This is a genomic window from Bacteroides sp. An19 (genome assembly GCF_002160215.1).
Classification (GTDB): domain Bacteria; phylum Bacteroidota; class Bacteroidia; order Bacteroidales; family Bacteroidaceae; genus Phocaeicola; species Phocaeicola intestinalis.
The window spans coordinates 51,208-69,698 of sequence record NZ_NFKD01000005.1; the positions used below are offsets into that span (position 1 = coordinate 51,208).

The following is an 18,491-nucleotide window of genomic DNA, read 5'->3' on the forward strand; positions in this document are numbered from 1 at the left end:
TATAAAAGAAGTGCCCACGGCGATGGCAGTGTCATTTATGACATTGTGGTCGCTGTGGGCTTTTCTTTAGCTTGTACTGTTTCTGAAATCGGCTTTTGCGCATCAGGCAGAAGCGGTTTTCAGAAGGGATTATAGAACGATGTAAAAAACATAAAAAAGAGACTACAATTTGGAATTATAAACAGGAAAATGTACCTTTGTAATGTAATGATAAAGCTTAGACAAGCGAAAGTCTATGAGTGACACAAAAAGACAGTTTTCAGTTACTAAATCGTTACACTTGAAAAATTGAACTGAATTAAAATGTTGATTCATAAGGATTTTGGGGAGAAAGGTTCATAATCCTGTCTCTCCGCTGGATATATTGGAAAAGAGTAGAAAAGTTTCACAAAATTAATTTTGTGGAACTTTTTTTGTTGCCTTGTGTCTGCCTTTTTGCATCAACCGTCACGTCAACCGCCATAGTTACGAGAATCCTCTAAAAAGCAAAAAGCATCGACAATCATCAGATTATCAATGCTTTTCTACCAGTCGGGGTGACTGGATTCGAACCAGCGACCACACGCCCCCCAGGGGCTTATTTTATGATATATGTATTTTGTATTTGTTTGATTTTCAGCATGGTTTTTATTGATAATCAACTATTTAATTTTCTATAAATTTTCTTCTGTTTTGATGGTTTTTGCTCAAAATGTTGTAGATTTGTTGTAGGAAAATAAATATAACACCTATATCTATGGCAACATATAAGTTTATTCTGTTTGCGGGTAATGAACGTAAAGATGGCAGTTTTCCGGTTTCTATTAGAATTACTAAAGAAAGAAAAAGTAAGTTAATACGAACTGGATTGGTTTCAACAAAAGAGCAGTGGAATGAATCTGATGGTCGATTTGTTTCTGATAAGAAAATTGTACCTAAATTTAAAATATGGAATGCAAGATTATCTGAAATAGAAACCCAGATTAATGAAATATTTCGCAACTTTGAAATAGAAAGGGTTGATTGGACTTTAAATCAGTTTGAAGAAGCATTTTTGAATAAGGCCTCAAAAGGTAAAGTAAAGGATTATTTCAATAAGACAATAACTACGTTAAAGGATACTGGTCATGTAGGAAATTCAGTTTGTTATAGTCGTACTTTACATATGCTTGAATTGTTTGATAGTAAGTTTGATAAGAAAGTGTTTTCTGAAATAGACATTAAATATGTAAAGGCTTTCGATGTGTTTCTTCAGAAACGAGAGTGTAAAGGAAATACCCGGAAATATTATTTCAAAGCTCTGCGTGCAATTTTAAATAAGGCTATACAAGATCAGGAGGCTTCTGAAGTCACCTATCCTTTTGGAAAAGGAGGTTTTAATATCTCTGCCTTGGAAGAAGAAACAGCAAAGCGCTATTTGCCACATGAAGATATGGATAAACTGAAACATACTGCTGTTAAAAGTCATGCTCAAGAGCTTGCAAGACGTTTGTTCCTATTTTCTTATTATTGTTATGGAATATCGTTTATTGACGCTGCACTGTTGACTAAAAACAATATAATCCGTTATAATGGTGGAAGCTATATTGTTTATAAACGAAATAAGACAAAAGAAGCAAAGAAAGTAAAACCTATTCAGATTAAGATAACTTCTGAAATTCAGGAATTGATGGACTGGTTTGCTTCTAATACAATTTTGGTAGAAGATTATTTATTACCAATCGTTTCTATTCCAGGATATAAAGGAGAACAATTATATAATCATATTCGTAGCCGTTTTGGACGTAATAACAAGAATTTGGCTAATTTAGCGCAGACTTTAGGGATTACGGACATGAAGCTGACCAGTTATGTGAGCCGTCATACAATGGCTATGACTTTACAGGACAATCAAGTACCACGTGAAGTTATCTCACAGATATTGGGTCATAGTGATTTGTCAACGACCAATACTTATTTGGATAGCTTTGCCAGTAGCGTAATAGACGAAGCGGTAAAAGTATTATAAAGGAAACGGTATGTTATCAACAAATAAAATAAAAGACTTGCTTTTGCATGGCGAGAATAGACAAGTAGAATTTAAGAAATGCACGGATAAGGTTTCGGCTTCCGTGTATGAAACGGTATGTTCTTTTCTGAATGCAGAGGGAGGATATATCTTTTTAGGAGTGGATGATGATGGGGCTATATTAGGAATTAACCCTAAATGCGTAACAGATATGACCAAAAGTATTATCAATACACTGAATAATCCTGAACTGTTTCTTCCTCCAATGCCAATCACGCCGGAGCAGACAGAGATTGACGGTAAGATTATCCTGTATCTGAGTGTGCCGGAGAGTGAACAGGTACATAGATATAAGAACCGTTTTTATGACCGTTGGGGTGATGCAGACAATGATGTGTCAAAGCATACTTATCTGGTTAAGAACATGTTCATGCGAAAAGAAAAGGAGTCTTCCGAGAATGAAGTATTTCCCGATGTAACATTGGCAGATATGGATGAAGAATCGTTCAAGATTATGCGTAGCCACATTTCTATTCATAACTCCAATCATCCGTGGTTGAGCATGACAAATGAAGAATTCCTGAAAAGCCTGTTCTGGGGTAAGCAACGGGGAACAAATAGGGAAGGATATAAGTTGGCTGCCATTCTTTTATTTGGCAAGGAACAGACTATTCTGAACTGTTGTCCGTGGCATCGTACGGATGCCATTTATCGTAGCGTGTCTTACGAGCGTTTCTTGCATCCGCTTCCGACTGACCCTGATATTCGTTACAATGACCGGGATATGATATGCGTAAATTTGATTCAGTCATATATCCGTTTGTTGAATTTCGTGCAACGCAACATGCCTGATAAGTTTCGTTTGGCGGATAATGGAATAGACCGTTTGGACTTACGGGTAATGATATTCAGAGAAATAATCTCGAATACACTTCTGCATCGTGAGTATATCAGTTCATATAGCAATAAGTTCCTCATATTCCGTGACCGGGTTATAACGGAGAATTGGACGAAACCTTTCCAAACAGGAGATATAGATATAAATGACTGGCGTACCCGTACAAAGAATCCGCTAATAACAAAGGTATTCCGTGAAATGAAATGGGCTGAGGAGCTTGGATCTGGACAGAAAAATATTCGGAAATATGCTCCGTTGTACTTTGAAAACTCTGAGATAGAGATTCATAGTGGAGAGGAGTTTGTCTTTTCTATTACTTATCGCGACCCTAAAGAGTTTGAGTTTATGGAAAATATACCGACAAGTCACCGACAAGTCGGCACTAAGTCGGCACTAAGTTGGCAGCAAGTCGGCACTAAGTTGGCATTAAGTCAAAAGGAGATAAAAACTATATTGGAAACATGCTTGCTCGAAAATCCTTTAACTCAGATTATTGCTTTATTCAATTTTAGTGATAGAACAAAGTTTAAGAGGAAATATATAAACCCTCTGATTGAGGAAGGATTGTTGGCAATGACTGTTCCTGATAAGCCTAACAGCCGTTTGCAGAAATATTATACCACTGAAAAAGGAAAATCACTACTATGCCAAGACGGAAGCAATTAATATTCAAGATTCAGGATTTGAAGTGTGCAGTTCATATCATAGAGGAGTTATCCAAGCTGCCTCAATTGAATAATTTTGATATGAAGTCTATAGAATTGACGATTAAAGAAAATAAACCGACTCCACAAATTTTAAAAAAGGATATAGATACACTTGTTGACCGTCTACAGCGTGGATTTTCTGCAAATAAGCATAAATTGACACAGTTGAACGGTTATTATTTGATAACAAATATTCATCTTTCAAAATGGATGAAAGTTACTCCTGCAACTGTGAACAAGTGGCTAAAGGATGGTCTGATAAAATATAGTGAGAAATCATATGATAATCTTAAGTTTTTTGATGTAAATGAGGTTATTTCTCAACTTAGAAAACAAAAGCAATAATTTTTTATCATCTATATAATAGTTGCAATTTGATGCCATTTTAAGGACTTTTGATGACAGCTCCTTGAAATGGCATTTTCATTTGTCTTTAAATGACGGTTTTTGTCATTAAATGTCATAGCTTGTATATATGTTTTCCTGTTTGAATACTATTTGTTTTTATAATTTCTTTGTCTTGAAACCTCTGAAGTAATAGGGGTAAAATCGAGTAGTTAATCCGCAAAATGTTTGATTATGGCAGGTATTATAGTTGCAACAGAAGAACAAATTGAAGAAATCGTATTCAGAGCTATTTCAAAATATTATTCAAGGAATAATAAAGAAACAATTTCATCTGGATTACCTGATACTTTGAATTTATCTAGTGCATTGAAGGTATTGGATGAGCATGGATTTCCTACTTCTAAAGCTAAGCTGTATAAAATGACTTCACTCGGACAGATTCCTTTCATGAAGTATGGAAACAAACTGGTTTTTTCTCGTAAATCTCTTGTAGAATGGGCACATGAACAGTTAGTGTCTGGTAGTACAGATAAAGTATAATCTGGTATAAGTATTCATATGGAAACATATTATCATATAGTATCGGATATCAATGTTGTTAACCTGTTATCAATTCTGCATTTCAAAGTTTACACTTCCGGTTTACACTAATATGAAATAGATAAAATTTATATACTTGATTATCAGGATGTAATGTATTTTTAGATATTATCTGAAATTAAGGCATACTATTTTCACTACTATAAGTATATACTCTTAGAGTGCGCACAACGGGAGTATCGATTTATTCACTTAAACATTGGAATTATGTCATATATAGATAATGAGATACTCGAAAGACTGATAGGTACAATGGTAGAGGGATTTGCCCGCATTGAAAAGAAACTGGACCAGATGAACCGTCTGAAAGAATGTATGAACGGAGACAGGCTGCTTGATAATGTGGATCTGGCAGAACTCCTTGGTGTGTCACAAAGAACCTTGGCACGTTACAGGCAAGAGGGCAAGATTAAATATTACTCGGTGGAAAAGAATGGGAAATCATTCTATCTTGCCTCAGAGATACAGAGTTTCCTGCTTCAGCGTGGTAAGAACGTAGTAAATAGTAAATAGCAAATAGACTAAGTGACCGTATTCTGATGGAAAGATGATACGGTCACTTATGCATTATACCGGGATTGCGGTCATTTTCAATGTATCCAGATTGACATAGACACCGCGATACAGTGTCTTTCCTTCCTTGAACATTTTCCAGAGCAGGTCACATCCGATATGTGCCAGTGTGGAGTTAATGAACAGATCCTGTTTTTCCAGGGCTTCCGCCAGAGAACAGCTTGGTCCTGATTCTTTTTCCTTGATTTTCGCATAGTCCACTTCCTCGGTGATGACATTCATTTTAGGCATGGGAATATATTCCTGTGAAGAAGGTTGGAGAACTTTCTCACGTACCGTCCCGATGATGACCTGTCCTTTTGTCTGGCTGTTCCCGAAATCCATCCAGTATATGGGAGCCGAATGGTCACTGAAGTTTTCTTTGCGGACTTTCTTCAGGAACTTCCAAAGCGTAAGACGTGAACGTATATTGTCCGTACAGGTTATGATGATATTTGCTGTGCTGTCTTCAGAAAAATTCCTGGTAGGAAAACATTGCGGTTCGGCAGTCCATGCGTATCCGAAGAAACGGTTGATGCGTGTGACTAGTGATACGGCCTTGTTCAGTCCCAGTTCCGTCTCACTGAAAAGCTGGCGTCCTATATTGGCCTGGCTTACTGTGTCGGGATCGAATACGGTGACATGCAGTCCCGGATGGCCCAATGCTTGAAGTGCCATGCTCATGCGTGCCAGATTGGTTATCACTTGTGAGCCTGTACCTCCGGCTCCGATGACGAATACTGTTACCGGATGACGTGGATTGAGCAGGTAGCGGTCGGTAAAATGTATCTTTTTCATGGAAGTATGTCTTTAAGTTTTTTATTCATGGGCTTGAGTTCGTTCATGTCAAACGGATTGTTTCTTATGTTCTCGGTGACGATGACAAGATTTGAAACTGTAGGATTCACATTTCCTCCCAGATGGGAGAATTCAGTCAGCCAGAACCGTTTTTCCCAGTATTCCAGCAGGGAAAGGAAAGTCGGGTTCTGTGGCTTTTCCAGAGAACTGCTGCCAAGACAGACACTTGATCCGGTCACGTTGAAGAACGGGGCACGGAACAGCGGAGTCGTCTCCATCGGACGTTTTCCCTTGAAGGCGAATACGTCCATGCTTCCGTTTCTTACATGGTAGACAATTCCCGGCAGATTGAACATGCCGTCCTGTATATTGAGATCCTTGTGAAAGAACATCTGTCTCTTTCCGGGCGGATTGTACCAGATATATTCTTCCTGTCCTTTTCTCGGATTGCAGGCCAGCATGTTATCGGGGACTCTTCCTGCCGGTATCCCGCTCATTTCTTCCGTGTAGGATTCCAGCAGGGTATTCATGAATTCGTATGTGACGGGGATACCTGCCCTCATCTGTCCGCTTTTTCCGATGGGACGCAATTCTATGAAGTACCTGGTGTCAGAATTTCTTCTGTCTTCATACTTGTAGGCTATGATAGCCGCCTTCGGCACCATCATTTTTTGAATATTTTGGGTCAGTTCATTCATGATGTTTATAAATTATAGGTAACATGTTCTACAAATTTCTCAAACCATTTTGAGAACCGTTCCGGATAATTCTCTGGTCTGAACAGTTTTTCAGTTTCCGGTGTGATGAAGGTAAATGATACGGGAGTCTGGTTATATGTTTCCTGACAGTCAGTACTGAAACAGCTTTCCATGTCTTTGGTAACCGTATCCGTAATGGAATATGTAAGCAGAATCTGATATTCGAGTGGTGGCGGCTCGAAATCCCTTTCCTTTTCGCTTGCATAATCATAGTCATAATTCAAGATATAAGGGCTGTCCTTTGCAATCAGGGACAGCCCTTCGGTAATCAGTTCCAAAAGTCTTTTTTCCTTATTGCAGGAAGGATTATAGTTGCGGATATGTTCTTCCAGATTCCTACAGAAAGCCCTGGAGTACATCCGGCACAGCTTCCTGTGGATTCTCCCTTTCTCATATGACCTGAAAAGCTTTTCCTTTCTATACAGATTCTTTTTCTCTTCCTCATCAAGCTGTTCAAAGTCCACATAATCGATACAGACTTCCGACATCTCAAAATAAGGGGTATCGGTTATATCCATCATCCTGTGATATTTGATGAACCGTCTGATGAACTCCAGTGTGATCCTTTTGATTTCCCCTTTCAGTCTTTCCGTAAAATCTATCGGTATAAGGAACAGGGTGTAATCAGGCCATTCATGGAAATGATAGATACAGAACTGGAGCCTGTCACCGACAAGTTCCAGATTTACATGATGAGATACTATGGAATCCAGCGCATTATATAGCAGGCATATTTTTTCTCTTATGGAAGTCCTGCCTGTAGGATGGTATGGCAGCTCCACATCCAGGAGCTGCGCATACTTCATGGCTGAACGGTACAGGAAATCAAGATTCTCTTTGGTGGTGACATTTACCGTTACATCCCTGTCATTCTCCACATACAGGTCGGGAGCGATGGAAGGTATTCTCGTGTTCAGAAAACCATGAGGCTTTCTGCTGGAGGGAGTTTTCTTTTCTTTCTGCTCCTGATGCCCCGGCTTATGTCCGTATTTTCGAGTTCCGATATGATAAGTCTGGCTAAATTTTCCAAAGCCCGTTCCGTAAGTTGTGTACATGGTTTTTTATTTTTACGTTGTCCTTTTTTCATGTCCTTACCCTTTTACTCCGATGGTTGTCTTGAATTCATATACCGCCCGGTCGTCTTCGATTTCCGGTCCGTGTACGGTCGCGGTGGTCAGTTCCGGATAGTTCATTGAATAGAAATCCATCACTTCAGCCGGAGACATGTTTACGTTCGGATCGTCCAGTACGATTTCCTGACTGTTCTTCTTCATCTTGAATACTCTTTTCATTCCTTTAATTTCCAGTGCCATATTGTTTATTGTTTATTGGTTTTACAAATCATTTATTTTTATATATCAGCAGTATACCATTTCTACCTGTGCCTCGTCCTTCATACGGTACTCAGCCGGAAAATCCGGATATTCCGCATACGGGTCCTCTCTTAGAAGTTCCCTGTCATTCTCGTCTTCCGGATCGAAGCAGAATGTATCATGGGCTGTCGGTGCAGTCTGGTATTCCCGTCCGTTTCCGTTCTGTACCTGTGCCGTTCCGTTCGGTATATGGCCGTTTGCCGGCTGTCGTACCTGTTGTGGTGGATAAGGAACCGCCTCAGGCTGGTAAGCCTGCTGCTGCGGATAGGGCTGCATTGTAGTTCCTTGCGGCATACCTGTTCCTTGCATCACTGGACGGTTTGGAGCAGGTTGGATATATGCTCCGTTCGTTCCATATACCGGTTGAGGCATTTCCTGTGGAATCTGTTGTGGAGCAGGCTGCATGACAGGTTCAGGATTCATAGTATGGGTCTGCTGCTCCGGGAATATGCTTGTTTGCATTCCGGGCTGTGGCTGACCGTTCATGCTGCCTTGTGGTTGGGGAATTACCGGCGCCGGTTCCTCTGCCATACCGAACAGACTTCCTTCGCTGGCCTGTTTCTGTACTTCCTGCATCCTGGCATCAATCTCCTTCTGTTTTTCGGCAGAAGCCAGAACCCGTGCCTGTTTCAGCCATGTCATTGCTTCGGAGAACCTTTTTGCGGCAGTTGCATCATCAGCCTTTTTGAGGAGCTTTTCCATCTTTTCCCGTTTTTCCCTGGCTTCCTTTGATTCGGCCGGTACTGTTGGAGCCTTGGATGATTTGGCCTGTGCCGTTGCCTTTTCTGCCTGTTTCTCGAAATTTTCCGCATTGGCAAGCAGTCCCTGTACCTTCTGTATCGGTTGGAGTATGGTCTGCAGGAAACCCATATCCAGTTCTGCCGGTGTTCCGTTCACTACCAGCGGCACCATGTTCTGCCGCGTATCCTCTTTCAGGCTGTTCCGCCTTGGCATGACTGCTACGCTCAGGCTGTTGTCCACTTTACGGATATTGATATTCAGATCCGTACCTGCTGTAATCATCTGATAAATTGATTGAAAAAACATAATTGAAAAATTTTATGGTTATACATAAGATTCCTTGAAGAATTCTTTCAGGACATCCTCCCTGTCCGGTCTGCTTGCAATATCACGCAGAGATTCCAGATAGTAGCCGATGTTTTTAGGTTCATCAACTGTATTGGGCAGACGTCTTTTGACCGGTCTGATATGTTCGTTCTGTGGCCATACAGCCGGCATGACAGGAGCAGAAGATATACATGTACTTGTTTTCATATCTGTTGGTTTTATTGGTTAGAAAAACAGGAGTCCGACAATGAAAAAGATAAATGCTATCCTGACAATCAGTAGAAGAGCTCTGAAAAGAAATCCTATGATTCCTCCGGTGAGCAGGAGCATTGCAATCATACCTGTAGGCATGATACCTTTGTCTGTCAGCATAAGTATTCCGATAACCAGTACCAGGGTTACCGCATGCTTGCTGATACTTTCGATAATCTGTAGTTCCATAATCCTTAATTTTATGAATGAATAATCCCATCGGGATGTGTTTTCCCGATTTTATAGGCCTCCGGCCTCTTGGATTGCCTTTTTGCGCAAGGCCTGGCAGGAAAAAATACCGGAGCGTAGCGAGGATGATTTTTTCCTGTCCAGCCAAGCCCATGAGGGCAGCCTTGCGACAAAAGGCAGGCAATCCAAGACCTTTGCCGCTTAAAAGCGGAAAAACAGATTCTTTTCTGTACGGACACAAAAAATGCAGACCTTCCGGCCTGCATTCTTGTGGTTATATTGATATGGATGTTATTCTTCTTTTGTGGAATAGGTGTTGAAAATGTCATCGGTCATTTCCTTGGCGAGAGTCCTGATCCTATTAAGAAAGTCCTGCCCGGTTATCATTCCGCTTTCAAGTCCGGCCAGCTGTTTTTCCCAGTCTGCTGTAAGTGAAGTATCCGCAATTTTCTTTCCACGGATGGTTTCGTAGGTGAACATGCCTTTCGGGGTCGGAACGATATATTTCCCTGAATAACGGATATACTTACGGTTAACCAGTGTACGGATGATATTGGTACGTGAGGATACCGTGCCCAGTCCGTTCTGTTCCATGTATTCCACCAGTTCTGCATCCGTGAACGGATTTACCGGCAGCTGTTTCTTGTGCACCATGTTGCATCCGCATACATTCAGGGTATCACCTTTCTCCACTTCGGGGAGTTCTTTGACGGAATATTCCGATGTCGGGATCATGTCGGAACGCATGAACACATCATGCCAGCCGGCTTCAATGATTCTTGTTTGTTCGGCCTTGAAATGTTGCGCTGCACAAACCGCTTCAACATTTGTCGTTTCTATGCGGCATGGAGCCATGAATGCTTCGAGCATCCTTCCGGCTACAAGTCTGTAAACCTGCATTTCCTTTTCGGACATATTTCCGGGACGGATACCTGTAATGATGATGGCATGATGTACATTGGCTTTTTCTGCGTTTATTACGTGGCGGGACAAACCGGATATGTCAATACCTCCAGTTCCTTTAGCGGCAGGGAACAACTCCCATGATAGCAAACGCGCCATGATTGGTGAAAGCGAGTCAAACACATCTTCCGTCAGATAACGGCTGGAAGTCCTTGGGTAGGAAATCAGTTTCTTTTCATAAAGGGACTGTGCGATGTCATACACCTCTGATGCGGTATAACCATAGCGGATGTTCGCTTCCTTCTGAAGTTGTGTCAGGTCAAGCAGATCCGGTGGAAGTATCTCCTTTACGCTGTGTCGGATACCGGTAATCAGTGCCTGATGCGCCAGCTTGCAGTCTTGGAAAAACATTGCAGCGGATTCTTTGTCGGGAAGATCCTGTGTGCGGCGCATCTTGAAAAGGATGCCGTCCTTTTCAAGGCTGATATAGATGGGCCAGCTGTCCGATGAAATATGGTTCTCCCTTTCACGGTAACGTCTGCTGATGGCAGCCAGTACCGGTGTCTGCACCCGTCCGAGTGAGTTGTTGCCGAATCCCGTCGCCTTGCACATGGCATAGCTGGCGTTGATTCCGAGAATCCAGTCCGCCTTGTTGCGGCTGTCGGCAGCAAGGAACAGGCTGTCGTAACAACTGTCCGGTTTGAGATTTTCCATGCCTTGACGCACAGATTCGTCGGTGAGAGAGGAAATCCACAGACGGAAACAAGGCTGTGTACAGTTCAGGTATTGATAGACATAGCGGAATGTCATTTCCCCGTCACGGCTGGCATCGGTAGCCGCAATGATGGTGTCACATGCCTGGAACACCCTCTCGATTACCTTAAGTTGGAGTACGGCATCAATCTCCGGTATCCATCCGTTCTCGGTGCGTGTATGCCGTACCATCAGCTCAAATTCGGACGGGATGAAGGGAAAGTCATTCCGTTCCAGTTTTTGGGCTCCGTAGTCCTTCGGCATGGCCAGTGACAGCATGTTCCCGAAAGTCCACGTAACCATGTAGCCGTTTCCTTCCACATATCCGTTTCTTACTCTGGTTGCACCGATGATTTTTCCGATTTCTTTTCCTACACTTGGTTTGTCTGTTAATATGGCAATCATGATAAATTCTGTTTTTATATCTTTCCATACGGACTTACCGTATGGAAAGAGAGATGATACATTATGGATTCTTATTTATTCACCTGAAGGGTTGATACCGTTTACGCTGATGACCGGATTTCCATTCTCGTCTTCAATCAGACTGAGTGTGGCGTCCATGGTCAGTGAAAATACAGGAGTCTTGATTTTAATGGACATGACATTGGTTTCCTCTCCCTGAAGGAGCAGGTCCATGTTTCCGTCCTTTTCAATTTGCGATCTGCTGATACCTACCGATTCCAGTTTTCCCCAGTCGATTTGTTCAGCCTTGTAGATATGATGATTGGTCTTGTTCATGTTCTTTCCTTTTTTAGTAATTGATGATTTGATTGATTTGAATTCTGTTCTGCTCAGACAGCCTGTTTTGCTCCCTTCTTCTGTTCCTGCTGCTGGGTATTGTCAGTCTGTGAAGCACGCTGTGAAGTATTGCGACGGACATCCGGATTCTCCTGGAAGAATTGCATCTGTCCGGTATTGGCATTGATTTTTATGTATGAATCGAACTGTTTGCCGTTGGGGCCTTTCATACCCGTTACGAGAATAGCCTTTCCGTCCTGAAGATTTGCTCTTTCCTGTGCCGAAAGCAGGTGTCCGTAAACCTCAGCCGGGATGGTAGGTGCCTGTCGTTCGTTGAAACCGTCCGGAGTTCTGGAATACTGTGGCCTTCCGCTTACAAGGTCCAGCTTGACGAATGACGAGAATTCCTCCCCTTTGCGGTTGATCATGTTCTCAAGATAGATGGGCTGCCCTTTTCGTAACGCTTCCTTGTCCTCCGGTGTGAGCTGTACCGAACAGATTTCCTTCGGTATGTAGATTTCTCCCGTTTCCGGATTGTGGCGCGTATATTGGAGCCCGCCTGTAACCTTGTCCATGGTAACGAAGGAGGAAAACAGTTCGCCGTTCTTTCGTTTCATATCCTCTACAAGGATGGTGTGTCCTTCGTTCAACGCTTTGAGCTGCATGGGAGAAAGCGGTACACCGCCGAGCGTCTGCTGGTTGAAGGCCTGGTCTTTCGGGAAGATAAATTCGATGCCTCTTCTTTCCGCACTGTATTGCAGATTGGCATTAAACTCTTTACCCTGATTGGACTTCATTCCCTCTACGAATATCTGTTCTCCGTTTTTCAGTTTCTGGATTTCGTCCGGAGTCAGGGTTACCCCTTTGATTTCATTCGGGATATAGACATGCTCCTGTCGGACGGCTACCAGTTCGTTGGTATTCTTGTCGATGGAAATCAGACACGGCTCAGTTGTGTTGCCACGTAGGTTAAGGTCAGCCACGCGTCCCATGTTCCCGCTTTCACGCAGGTTCTTCTTGTCCTCTTCCGTGAAGATATGTCCGAAATAAGGACGTTCCAGTTCCGGTTCTTTTCTGATACCGTGGATGCCCAGCATGACCTGTCCGCCGTTGGATATGAATGAAAGGCGTGCGTCCAGCTTGGCGGTCAATACTCCCGGAATATTGAGTGTCAGTGGCATGGTCTTGCTGGTCTTGTATCCTTTCAGCATACTGTCAAGCTGTCCGGATTGTTCCAGCATTTCCTTGGAAACGCCGAATTTGCCCAGTTCTTCCCAGTTGATCATGTTCTCGTTGTAGCGATACGTGGGTGTCTGCTGGCGTTGCGGTTCCTGCTGTTCACGTCCCTGTGCGGCAGCTTCCACCTGTGATACCTGTTCAGGCTGTGCCTGCGCTGTCTGTTCCTGCTTCTTTGCCATTGTTGTTTCCTCCTCTTTTGTTTGACTGTTTTTCTGATTGTTTACTTTCGGTACGATTTCATAGCGTTTCAGAAACTCCTTTACCGCGTCTGTTTTCTTGCCTTCGGCCAGGTCCTTGAGAGCCTGTTTGTTCTGCTTGTAATCGTTGAAGGTCATGCGGATAAGCCTGAAATGCGTAGGTTCCTTCAGCTGGCTCCAGAAATTCTTGATGAAGTTTTCAAGGATACTCGAATTCTTATCGAATTTCAGGAATGAGTTCTCGTTCTTCTCTTCCGGTGTAACCGTCTGATAATTGCCTTTCTCGTCCGCCTTGCTGATTACTCCCAAACCCTCCTTTGGGTCATTCTTGTTATGTACCAGCAAAAGCTCGTCAATTTGTTCCACATAAGGCTTTTCTGATTTCTTAGTCCGGCCTTGCCTTTTTTCCTTGTCAGGATTGTTTTCTTGTGCCATAATCTTTTGTTTTGAGTGACTACTTGATTTGTTTCACAGTCCAAATGTAAAGTGATAAATTGAATAAATGATTGATTTATAAATAGATGGCATCATAAGTCATTAGATGTCATCAGATGTCATGCTGGAGATAGGAATGAATGTAGAAACAGCAGGAAAAAAGAATGAAAAGAGGTAGGAAGGGTAGGAGTAAAAGCATAGCGAAGCCACCGGACTATGCAGATCGGAGGGAGCTGAAATCCCTGTCTTATATTGGGAGTTGATAAGCAGGCTATGTTTTTATTATTGAGTAAGGCGGATTTTCATAGTATTTATGAGGCCATATATGGAATATAAGGATAGCCGCCTTTGATTTACAGCTATGCGTCACGTCGGTCGCAGTTAATCCCTGTAATCTTTCATTTAATGCCAATCCGTTTGCCGCCGCATTCTTTTTCAGGTGAATTTTCATGGCGTCAGCCATAAAGAAAATTCTCCTGAAAAAAGGAATAAATGCGGCTGGCAAATCAGGATTGGGATTTACCTTTGATGTAAGGGATAGACTATATTTGATTAATCAAATTGAATTTCTATTTTTACCAGGAGTGTAAGTCTTTATTTGGAAGAAATCAATTTCAGAAAGGTATTGCCGATTGACATTTCAAATGATTGTCGGCTAAATGTTTGTATATCATTAACAATCAGATTATGCTTGGTGATTGTTTTACTTATGACATTAAAAAGGAAACGTTGTTCTTCAGCAAGGAGTTTTTGATACTTTTGTGGAAATTCACTCATATATTCATTTGCTGAGGATATGAATTGCATATAATGCAGTAATCCGATTTTATCCTGTTTGTCTGGGAAATTATGGATTGCCCGTTCAATAGGGTTCTTGTAATTCTGGATAAACTCACTCCATTCTTTATCTGCCAAAAGTTCCATTTCTGGAGATAGGGCAGATGAAGGAAAGAAACAATTTTCTATAACCGTGTTGACTAATTGATTTTTTGATGGAAAATAATGCATGACCGCTCCTTTAGACTTGTTTACAGCTACGGCTATATCACAAAATGAGGTGTGCTTTATTCCTTTAGAAATGAATAGCTTGTACGCTTCATTAATTATTCGTTGTCTTAAATTAGGGTCCATCTCATAGCTACGTTATATAAAATAATAGCACAGATGCAATCAACAACCCAAACGCGGTAGTGGAATACCTTAGAGATGAAGCTGACGCACCTGTGCTATATATGAATATAGCGCAAGCTGTCATATCCCATCTTATCTCTTTGAAATTTTCCACTTTTCGTTTGAAAGATGATATATGATACTATACTATGTCTTTTTTTATCTGTGCAAAAATAAGTGATTTATTGTTTATTTCCAAACTTAAACCACACTTAATAGTACTGTTCCATAAGAAAAACGTCCGCTTTCAGGAACAATCAGTAGTATTTTTTCGCCAGATTTAAGTTCGTGTGTGTTCCAGAACTCATCCAAAATCGCAAATATGGCTGCAGAAGCGATATTGCCGACCTTTGGTAAATTTGTGAACCATTTGCTTTCGTCAATTCCGATTCCTGCTTGTCTCATTTCATTTATAAGTTTATCATAAAAGAACATTGAGGAAAGATGAGGGAGCACATATGAGATTGTATCTGGTGATATATTGTGTTTATCCAGGCAAGATTTGATATGTTTTACGCAATATCGTACGACATTATCTCTTAATAGTTTTACATCTTGTTTTACGACAAATAATGAACGTTCTACCCTTTCTTGGCTACTGAATGATTTCCAGCCTTTCAGTTCTCCGTCATCGTTACTTTCTGCTCCCATGAACATACATGTGGGTAGTTCATTTGCAAATGAAGTCATCTCAATCCACTCTATTTTTAAAGCTTTTCCTTTTCCTGGATCATTTTGGAGCAATACAGCGCTGGCACCATCACTTAACATGAAACGTAGAAAATCTTTTTCAAGTGCCATATAGGGCTGTGTACCTAAGTCTGCGCACTTTTCATATTCCATATCATAATTTTTTGAGAGAAGAGTTGCAGATGTTAACTCAGAAGTGCTACATACTGCATTTCTTTTTTCTCCAGTAGCGATTGCCCAAAAGGCTGTCTTGAATGCCTGAAGGCATGATAAACAGATACCTGAAGCAGAAAATATTTCCATCGGCTTATTTCTTAGTAATCCATGAACCATAGAGGCATGAGATGGAAGCATCTGGTCTGGACTTGATGTCGCACATGTCAACAATTCAATATCCTGCTCTGAAACAGAAGCGGTCTGTAATAGTTGTCGTATTGAACTTGCTGCCATTCCTGCATTTGTATGTGTAATTTCTTGATTTTTTGTGAGTGCATAATAACGTTGTTTGATACCATTCTGTTTTAAAATAATAGGTTTGACTCTTGAATGTTTTCCAGCAATCAATCCTAAAAAGTCTTCCATGTCTTCATTTGAGACTGGTTTATTAGGGAAATAGCAAGATGTTCCCGTAATAAAAACATCATTTTTCATTTTTATTTGTTTTTGATTAAGAAATATGTAAAAAACAATTGTTCTCTTAAAGCATTCACATCCAGTCCATTCCTTAATGAATCTTGATATGATTTACCCAAGAAAATCAATCTGATTTGTTGAACAAGCAAATCGGTATTGCAAGTGCTACGTATTTCACCCTCTTTCTGTGCCTTAACAACAACAAGTTTTAATTGTGCTAATTCATTCCTTTCAATTTCATTCAATGCCTGATGAAATCCGGGATAATTTTTTTCAGCTTGCAAAATCAGAGTCATATACGCACGTGTTCCATTAATATTTGCTTCTGGTAGAACAATGTGGGAAAGGTTTTCCATTACCTTTGCAATATTGTTAATGTATTGATTGAGGTATTCGAATAAAGACAGATTGGACAGATTGTTTGATGCCTGTTTTATTCTTTGCACATCTAAGATGTAGAAGTTGATTACATCAATAAACAATTCTTGTTTTGTCGGGTAATGATATGACATACATCCTCTTGACAAACTGAGACTGTTTTCTATATCCTTCAGAGGGACCATGCTGTAATCTTTTGTCAGAAACTGTTTTAATGCGGCCTCTCTGATTAATGCTTTTGTTTCTGAACCTTTTGTTCCTTTCATGACATTTGTTTTTAATATCTCACAAAAGTAGTTTTTTTTGGGGTGAAAATACATTTTATTTTCATATTATTAGTATGTATCTGTAAAAGAACCTAGTGAATAAAAGGCATTTATGAATCAAAAAGCTTTTTCATAATACCTTGTGCTACATCTTTTTATTTTTTTTATCCTTTATCGTAGCTCTTTTTTTTCTATATTTGTTTTAAATAAGCCGATTAGTCGGTTTGTTTGGCATAGAGGAACCCAAACAGAAAGTGGAATTTCAAATTGAGATGTTCCTCTATGTCTTTTTGTATTCCATCTTCTGCAATAAATCCTTTTATTTACCATAAAAAACCGACCAGACGGTTTTTATTGCAAAAATATAAATATTCTATATAAAAACAAAGGGAAAAGCCAATAATGCATCTTGCCAATTGGGATATATGGACAAAATACATTATTGTTTTTCCCTGTGAGGAACGATATGTTATTGAATTTATCTTGGAATCATTTTTACCTTGACTTGTGTCCCCTGAGAGTTCAGGATGCGGACTGGAGTCTTTTCGCCTGCTTTCAGATAAAAAAGAAGATAATCTTTTGCACGTTGAGATTCGAATAGACCTTTTTCATGGTATTCAGCAATCCATCTTTGAATTACAGGAATTTGCCATCTGTTCATCAGCATATAGTATCCAAAACGATATTCCGGATCGCCCAAAAAGATATTGAGTTTCAGATAATCCCACCAAAACTGCTTCTTGTTTTTACTTTTGGCGTTAAGCATGACTACCTGACTATGGAAGGTTTCACGTGGATAATCCGGATAATATTCCCAAACAAACATGTCTGGAACAGCATTTTCATTGTCTTCCTTAGAAGGGATGAATGGCTGCAATACTTTCATGGAATCCTGTATTTTTTCGTATGTCTGGGTTTCGTATTCCTTGTAGTATATTAGACAATCTCTTAAACGTGAGGATGTATGATGTATCAGTGCAGTCCGTGCCCCAGTACAAGATTGGGAATTATTGTTTATAGCTGCCAGTTTTTTCATAAATCGGATTTCCGCTTTGGCTTGTTCCTCATGATCCTTTTTCATAAATGGATAATCCTGCCAAGCGATTTTCCTCATAGAACGGTGCAAGCTGGGAAGCTGCAAGGCTCCGTAAGCGCAGAAAATGGAATCACGGATAATCTTGTATATAGGGGTTCTGTCGCCTTCGTGTGCCACGTAAGGAAGATGATTTATGCTAAAGAGCTTTTCACCTTCCACAATTAAATCAGCTGAAATCGTCTTGCCTTCGTCCAAACGGCCTTGAATTTTGAAATTACGTTCTTCTTTACTGAAAAAGTCAACAGGTTGTACTGCCACTAACGTTACACAGTAATTGCCGTTATGTGGTGTGTAATCAACATTTTGCGGTGTCAATTTGGAAGCCAGTTCGTTCAGTAACTCAATTTTTCTGCTATTATTCATAGTTTGTTATCTAATTAAGTGAAACATATTGTTAACGATGCAAATGTAGGGATTGGTATTTGGATAAGAGTTCCAAATCTTGATAAAAATCATTGCA

General features: G+C 40.6%; 19 protein-coding genes. 5 read left to right on the forward strand and 14 right to left on the reverse strand.

The features are described 5' to 3' along the window. Positions 1 to 736: 736 nt before the first annotated feature. From B5F25_RS03265 to B5F25_RS03285, 5 genes are all read left to right on the forward strand, one after another. Positions 737 to 1,987 (forward strand): site-specific integrase, encoded by a 1,251-nt coding sequence (locus B5F25_RS03265; RefSeq protein ID WP_087247537.1) that lies wholly within the window; start codon positions 737 to 739, stop codon positions 1,985 to 1,987. Positions 1,988 to 1,997: 10 nt separating this feature from the next. Continuing rightward, positions 1,998 to 3,551: an RNA-binding domain-containing protein gene (locus B5F25_RS03270; protein WP_087247538.1), complete on the forward strand. Its 1,554-nt coding sequence runs from the start codon at positions 1,998 to 2,000 to the stop codon at positions 3,549 to 3,551. Between the two features lie 80 nt (positions 3,552 to 3,631). Next, the gene (locus tag B5F25_RS03275) at positions 3,632 to 3,937 is read left to right on the forward strand and encodes a hypothetical protein (protein ID WP_140406847.1); all 306 of its coding nucleotides are present in this window, start codon (positions 3,632 to 3,634) and stop codon (positions 3,935 to 3,937) included. Between the two features lie 234 nt (positions 3,938 to 4,171). After that, positions 4,172 to 4,480, forward strand: coding sequence for a helix-turn-helix domain-containing protein (locus B5F25_RS03280; RefSeq protein ID WP_087247542.1), 309 nt, complete (start codon positions 4,172 to 4,174; stop codon positions 4,478 to 4,480). A gap of 267 nt (positions 4,481 to 4,747) precedes the next feature. Then, on the forward strand, positions 4,748 to 5,053 hold the full coding sequence (locus B5F25_RS03285) for a helix-turn-helix domain-containing protein (RefSeq protein WP_087247544.1): 306 nt from the start codon (positions 4,748 to 4,750) through the stop codon (positions 5,051 to 5,053). A 54-nt stretch (positions 5,054 to 5,107) separates the two neighbouring features. Here the strand turns inward: B5F25_RS03285 and B5F25_RS03290 are convergent, their stop codons facing one another. The 14 genes from B5F25_RS03290 to B5F25_RS03355 all read right to left on the reverse strand — a co-directional run bounded on the left by B5F25_RS03290 (position 5,108) and on the right by B5F25_RS03355 (position 18,394). After that, the gene (locus B5F25_RS03290; protein ID WP_087247546.1) at positions 5,108 to 5,890 is read right to left on the reverse strand and encodes a PRTRC system ThiF family protein; all 783 of its coding nucleotides are present in this window, start codon (positions 5,888 to 5,890) and stop codon (positions 5,108 to 5,110) included. Further along, the gene (locus B5F25_RS03295; RefSeq protein WP_087247548.1) at positions 5,887 to 6,588 is read right to left on the reverse strand and encodes a prokaryotic E2 ligase family D protein; all 702 of its coding nucleotides are present in this window, start codon (positions 6,586 to 6,588) and stop codon (positions 5,887 to 5,889) included. The genes B5F25_RS03290 and B5F25_RS03295 overlap by 4 nt, the downstream gene beginning before the upstream one ends. A 5-nt stretch (positions 6,589 to 6,593) precedes the next feature. Continuing rightward, positions 6,594 to 7,703: a peptidase gene (locus tag B5F25_RS03300; protein WP_087247550.1), complete on the reverse strand. Its 1,110-nt coding sequence runs from the start codon at positions 7,701 to 7,703 to the stop codon at positions 6,594 to 6,596. 36 nt (positions 7,704 to 7,739) lie between these two features. Next, a complete protein-coding gene (locus B5F25_RS03305; RefSeq protein WP_004326366.1) occupies positions 7,740 to 7,961 on the reverse strand; it encodes a PRTRC system protein C in 222 nt (73 codons plus the stop codon). A gap of 45 nt (positions 7,962 to 8,006) precedes the next feature. Further along, on the reverse strand, positions 8,007 to 9,068 hold the full coding sequence (locus tag B5F25_RS03310) for a PRTRC system protein E (protein WP_087247552.1): 1,062 nt from the start codon (positions 9,066 to 9,068) through the stop codon (positions 8,007 to 8,009). Positions 9,069 to 9,086: 18 nt separating this feature from the next. After that, positions 9,087 to 9,296, reverse strand: coding sequence for a hypothetical protein (locus tag B5F25_RS21045; protein ID WP_140406848.1), 210 nt, complete (start codon positions 9,294 to 9,296; stop codon positions 9,087 to 9,089). 18 nt (positions 9,297 to 9,314) lie between these two features. Next, a complete protein-coding gene (locus B5F25_RS03315) occupies positions 9,315 to 9,530 on the reverse strand; it encodes a hypothetical protein (RefSeq protein ID WP_087247554.1) in 216 nt (71 codons plus the stop codon). A 291-nt stretch (positions 9,531 to 9,821) separates the two neighbouring features. After that, the gene (locus tag B5F25_RS03320) at positions 9,822 to 11,591 is read right to left on the reverse strand and encodes a DNA topoisomerase (protein WP_087247556.1); all 1,770 of its coding nucleotides are present in this window, start codon (positions 11,589 to 11,591) and stop codon (positions 9,822 to 9,824) included. 75 nt (positions 11,592 to 11,666) lie between these two features. After that, positions 11,667 to 11,927 carry a DUF4099 domain-containing protein gene (locus tag B5F25_RS03325; protein ID WP_087247558.1) on the reverse strand — a complete coding sequence of 87 codons (261 nt, stop codon included), beginning with the start codon at positions 11,925 to 11,927 and terminating at the stop codon, positions 11,667 to 11,669. A 53-nt stretch (positions 11,928 to 11,980) separates the two neighbouring features. Continuing rightward, positions 11,981 to 13,798, reverse strand: coding sequence for a DUF3945 domain-containing protein (locus B5F25_RS03330; RefSeq protein WP_087247560.1), 1,818 nt, complete (start codon positions 13,796 to 13,798; stop codon positions 11,981 to 11,983). 594 nt (positions 13,799 to 14,392) lie between these two features. Beyond that, the gene (locus B5F25_RS03340; protein WP_087247562.1) at positions 14,393 to 14,929 is read right to left on the reverse strand and encodes a TetR/AcrR family transcriptional regulator; all 537 of its coding nucleotides are present in this window, start codon (positions 14,927 to 14,929) and stop codon (positions 14,393 to 14,395) included. A gap of 240 nt (positions 14,930 to 15,169) precedes the next feature. After that, positions 15,170 to 16,309: a beta-ketoacyl-ACP synthase III gene (locus B5F25_RS03345; protein ID WP_087247564.1), complete on the reverse strand. Its 1,140-nt coding sequence runs from the start codon at positions 16,307 to 16,309 to the stop codon at positions 15,170 to 15,172. 2 nt (positions 16,310 to 16,311) lie between these two features. Beyond that, positions 16,312 to 16,935, reverse strand: a complete 624-nt coding sequence (locus B5F25_RS03350) for a TetR/AcrR family transcriptional regulator (RefSeq protein WP_087247566.1) — start codon at positions 16,933 to 16,935, stop codon at positions 16,312 to 16,314. A gap of 478 nt (positions 16,936 to 17,413) precedes the next feature. Continuing rightward, positions 17,414 to 18,394 (reverse strand): pseudohemocyanin, encoded by a 981-nt coding sequence (locus B5F25_RS03355; RefSeq protein ID WP_087247568.1) that lies wholly within the window; start codon positions 18,392 to 18,394, stop codon positions 17,414 to 17,416. Positions 18,395 to 18,491 lie beyond the last annotated feature (97 nt).

Coding starts and splice junctions, on each gene's coding strand:
- B5F25_RS03265 (WP_087247537.1), top strand. CDS start 737: ATGGCAACATATAAGTTTATTCTGTTTGCGGGTAATGAACGTAAAGAT.
- B5F25_RS03270 (WP_087247538.1), top strand. CDS start 1,998: ATGTTATCAACAAATAAAATAAAAGACTTGCTTTTGCATGGCGAGAAT.
- B5F25_RS03275 (WP_140406847.1), top strand. CDS start 3,632: ATGAAGTCTATAGAATTGACGATTAAAGAAAATAAACCGACTCCACAA.
- B5F25_RS03280 (WP_087247542.1), top strand. CDS start 4,172: ATGGCAGGTATTATAGTTGCAACAGAAGAACAAATTGAAGAAATCGTA.
- B5F25_RS03285 (WP_087247544.1), top strand. CDS start 4,748: ATGTCATATATAGATAATGAGATACTCGAAAGACTGATAGGTACAATG.
- B5F25_RS03290 (WP_087247546.1), bottom strand. CDS start 5,890: ATGAAAAAGATACATTTTACCGACCGCTACCTGCTCAATCCACGTCAT.
- B5F25_RS03295 (WP_087247548.1), bottom strand. CDS start 6,588: ATGAATGAACTGACCCAAAATATTCAAAAAATGATGGTGCCGAAGGCG.
- B5F25_RS03300 (WP_087247550.1), bottom strand. CDS start 7,703: ATGTACACAACTTACGGAACGGGCTTTGGAAAATTTAGCCAGACTTAT.
- B5F25_RS03305 (WP_004326366.1), bottom strand. CDS start 7,961: ATGGCACTGGAAATTAAAGGAATGAAAAGAGTATTCAAGATGAAGAAG.
- B5F25_RS03310 (WP_087247552.1), bottom strand. CDS start 9,068: ATGTTTTTTCAATCAATTTATCAGATGATTACAGCAGGTACGGATCTG.
- B5F25_RS21045 (WP_140406848.1), bottom strand. CDS start 9,296: ATGAAAACAAGTACATGTATATCTTCTGCTCCTGTCATGCCGGCTGTA.
- B5F25_RS03315 (WP_087247554.1), bottom strand. CDS start 9,530: ATGGAACTACAGATTATCGAAAGTATCAGCAAGCATGCGGTAACCCTG.
- B5F25_RS03320 (WP_087247556.1), bottom strand. CDS start 11,591: ATGATTGCCATATTAACAGACAAACCAAGTGTAGGAAAAGAAATCGGA.
- B5F25_RS03325 (WP_087247558.1), bottom strand. CDS start 11,927: ATGAACAAGACCAATCATCATATCTACAAGGCTGAACAAATCGACTGG.
- B5F25_RS03330 (WP_087247560.1), bottom strand. CDS start 13,798: ATGGCACAAGAAAACAATCCTGACAAGGAAAAAAGGCAAGGCCGGACT.
- B5F25_RS03340 (WP_087247562.1), bottom strand. CDS start 14,929: ATGGACCCTAATTTAAGACAACGAATAATTAATGAAGCGTACAAGCTA.
- B5F25_RS03345 (WP_087247564.1), bottom strand. CDS start 16,309: ATGAAAAATGATGTTTTTATTACGGGAACATCTTGCTATTTCCCTAAT.
- B5F25_RS03350 (WP_087247566.1), bottom strand. CDS start 16,935: ATGAAAGGAACAAAAGGTTCAGAAACAAAAGCATTAATCAGAGAGGCC.
- B5F25_RS03355 (WP_087247568.1), bottom strand. CDS start 18,394: ATGAATAATAGCAGAAAAATTGAGTTACTGAACGAACTGGCTTCCAAA.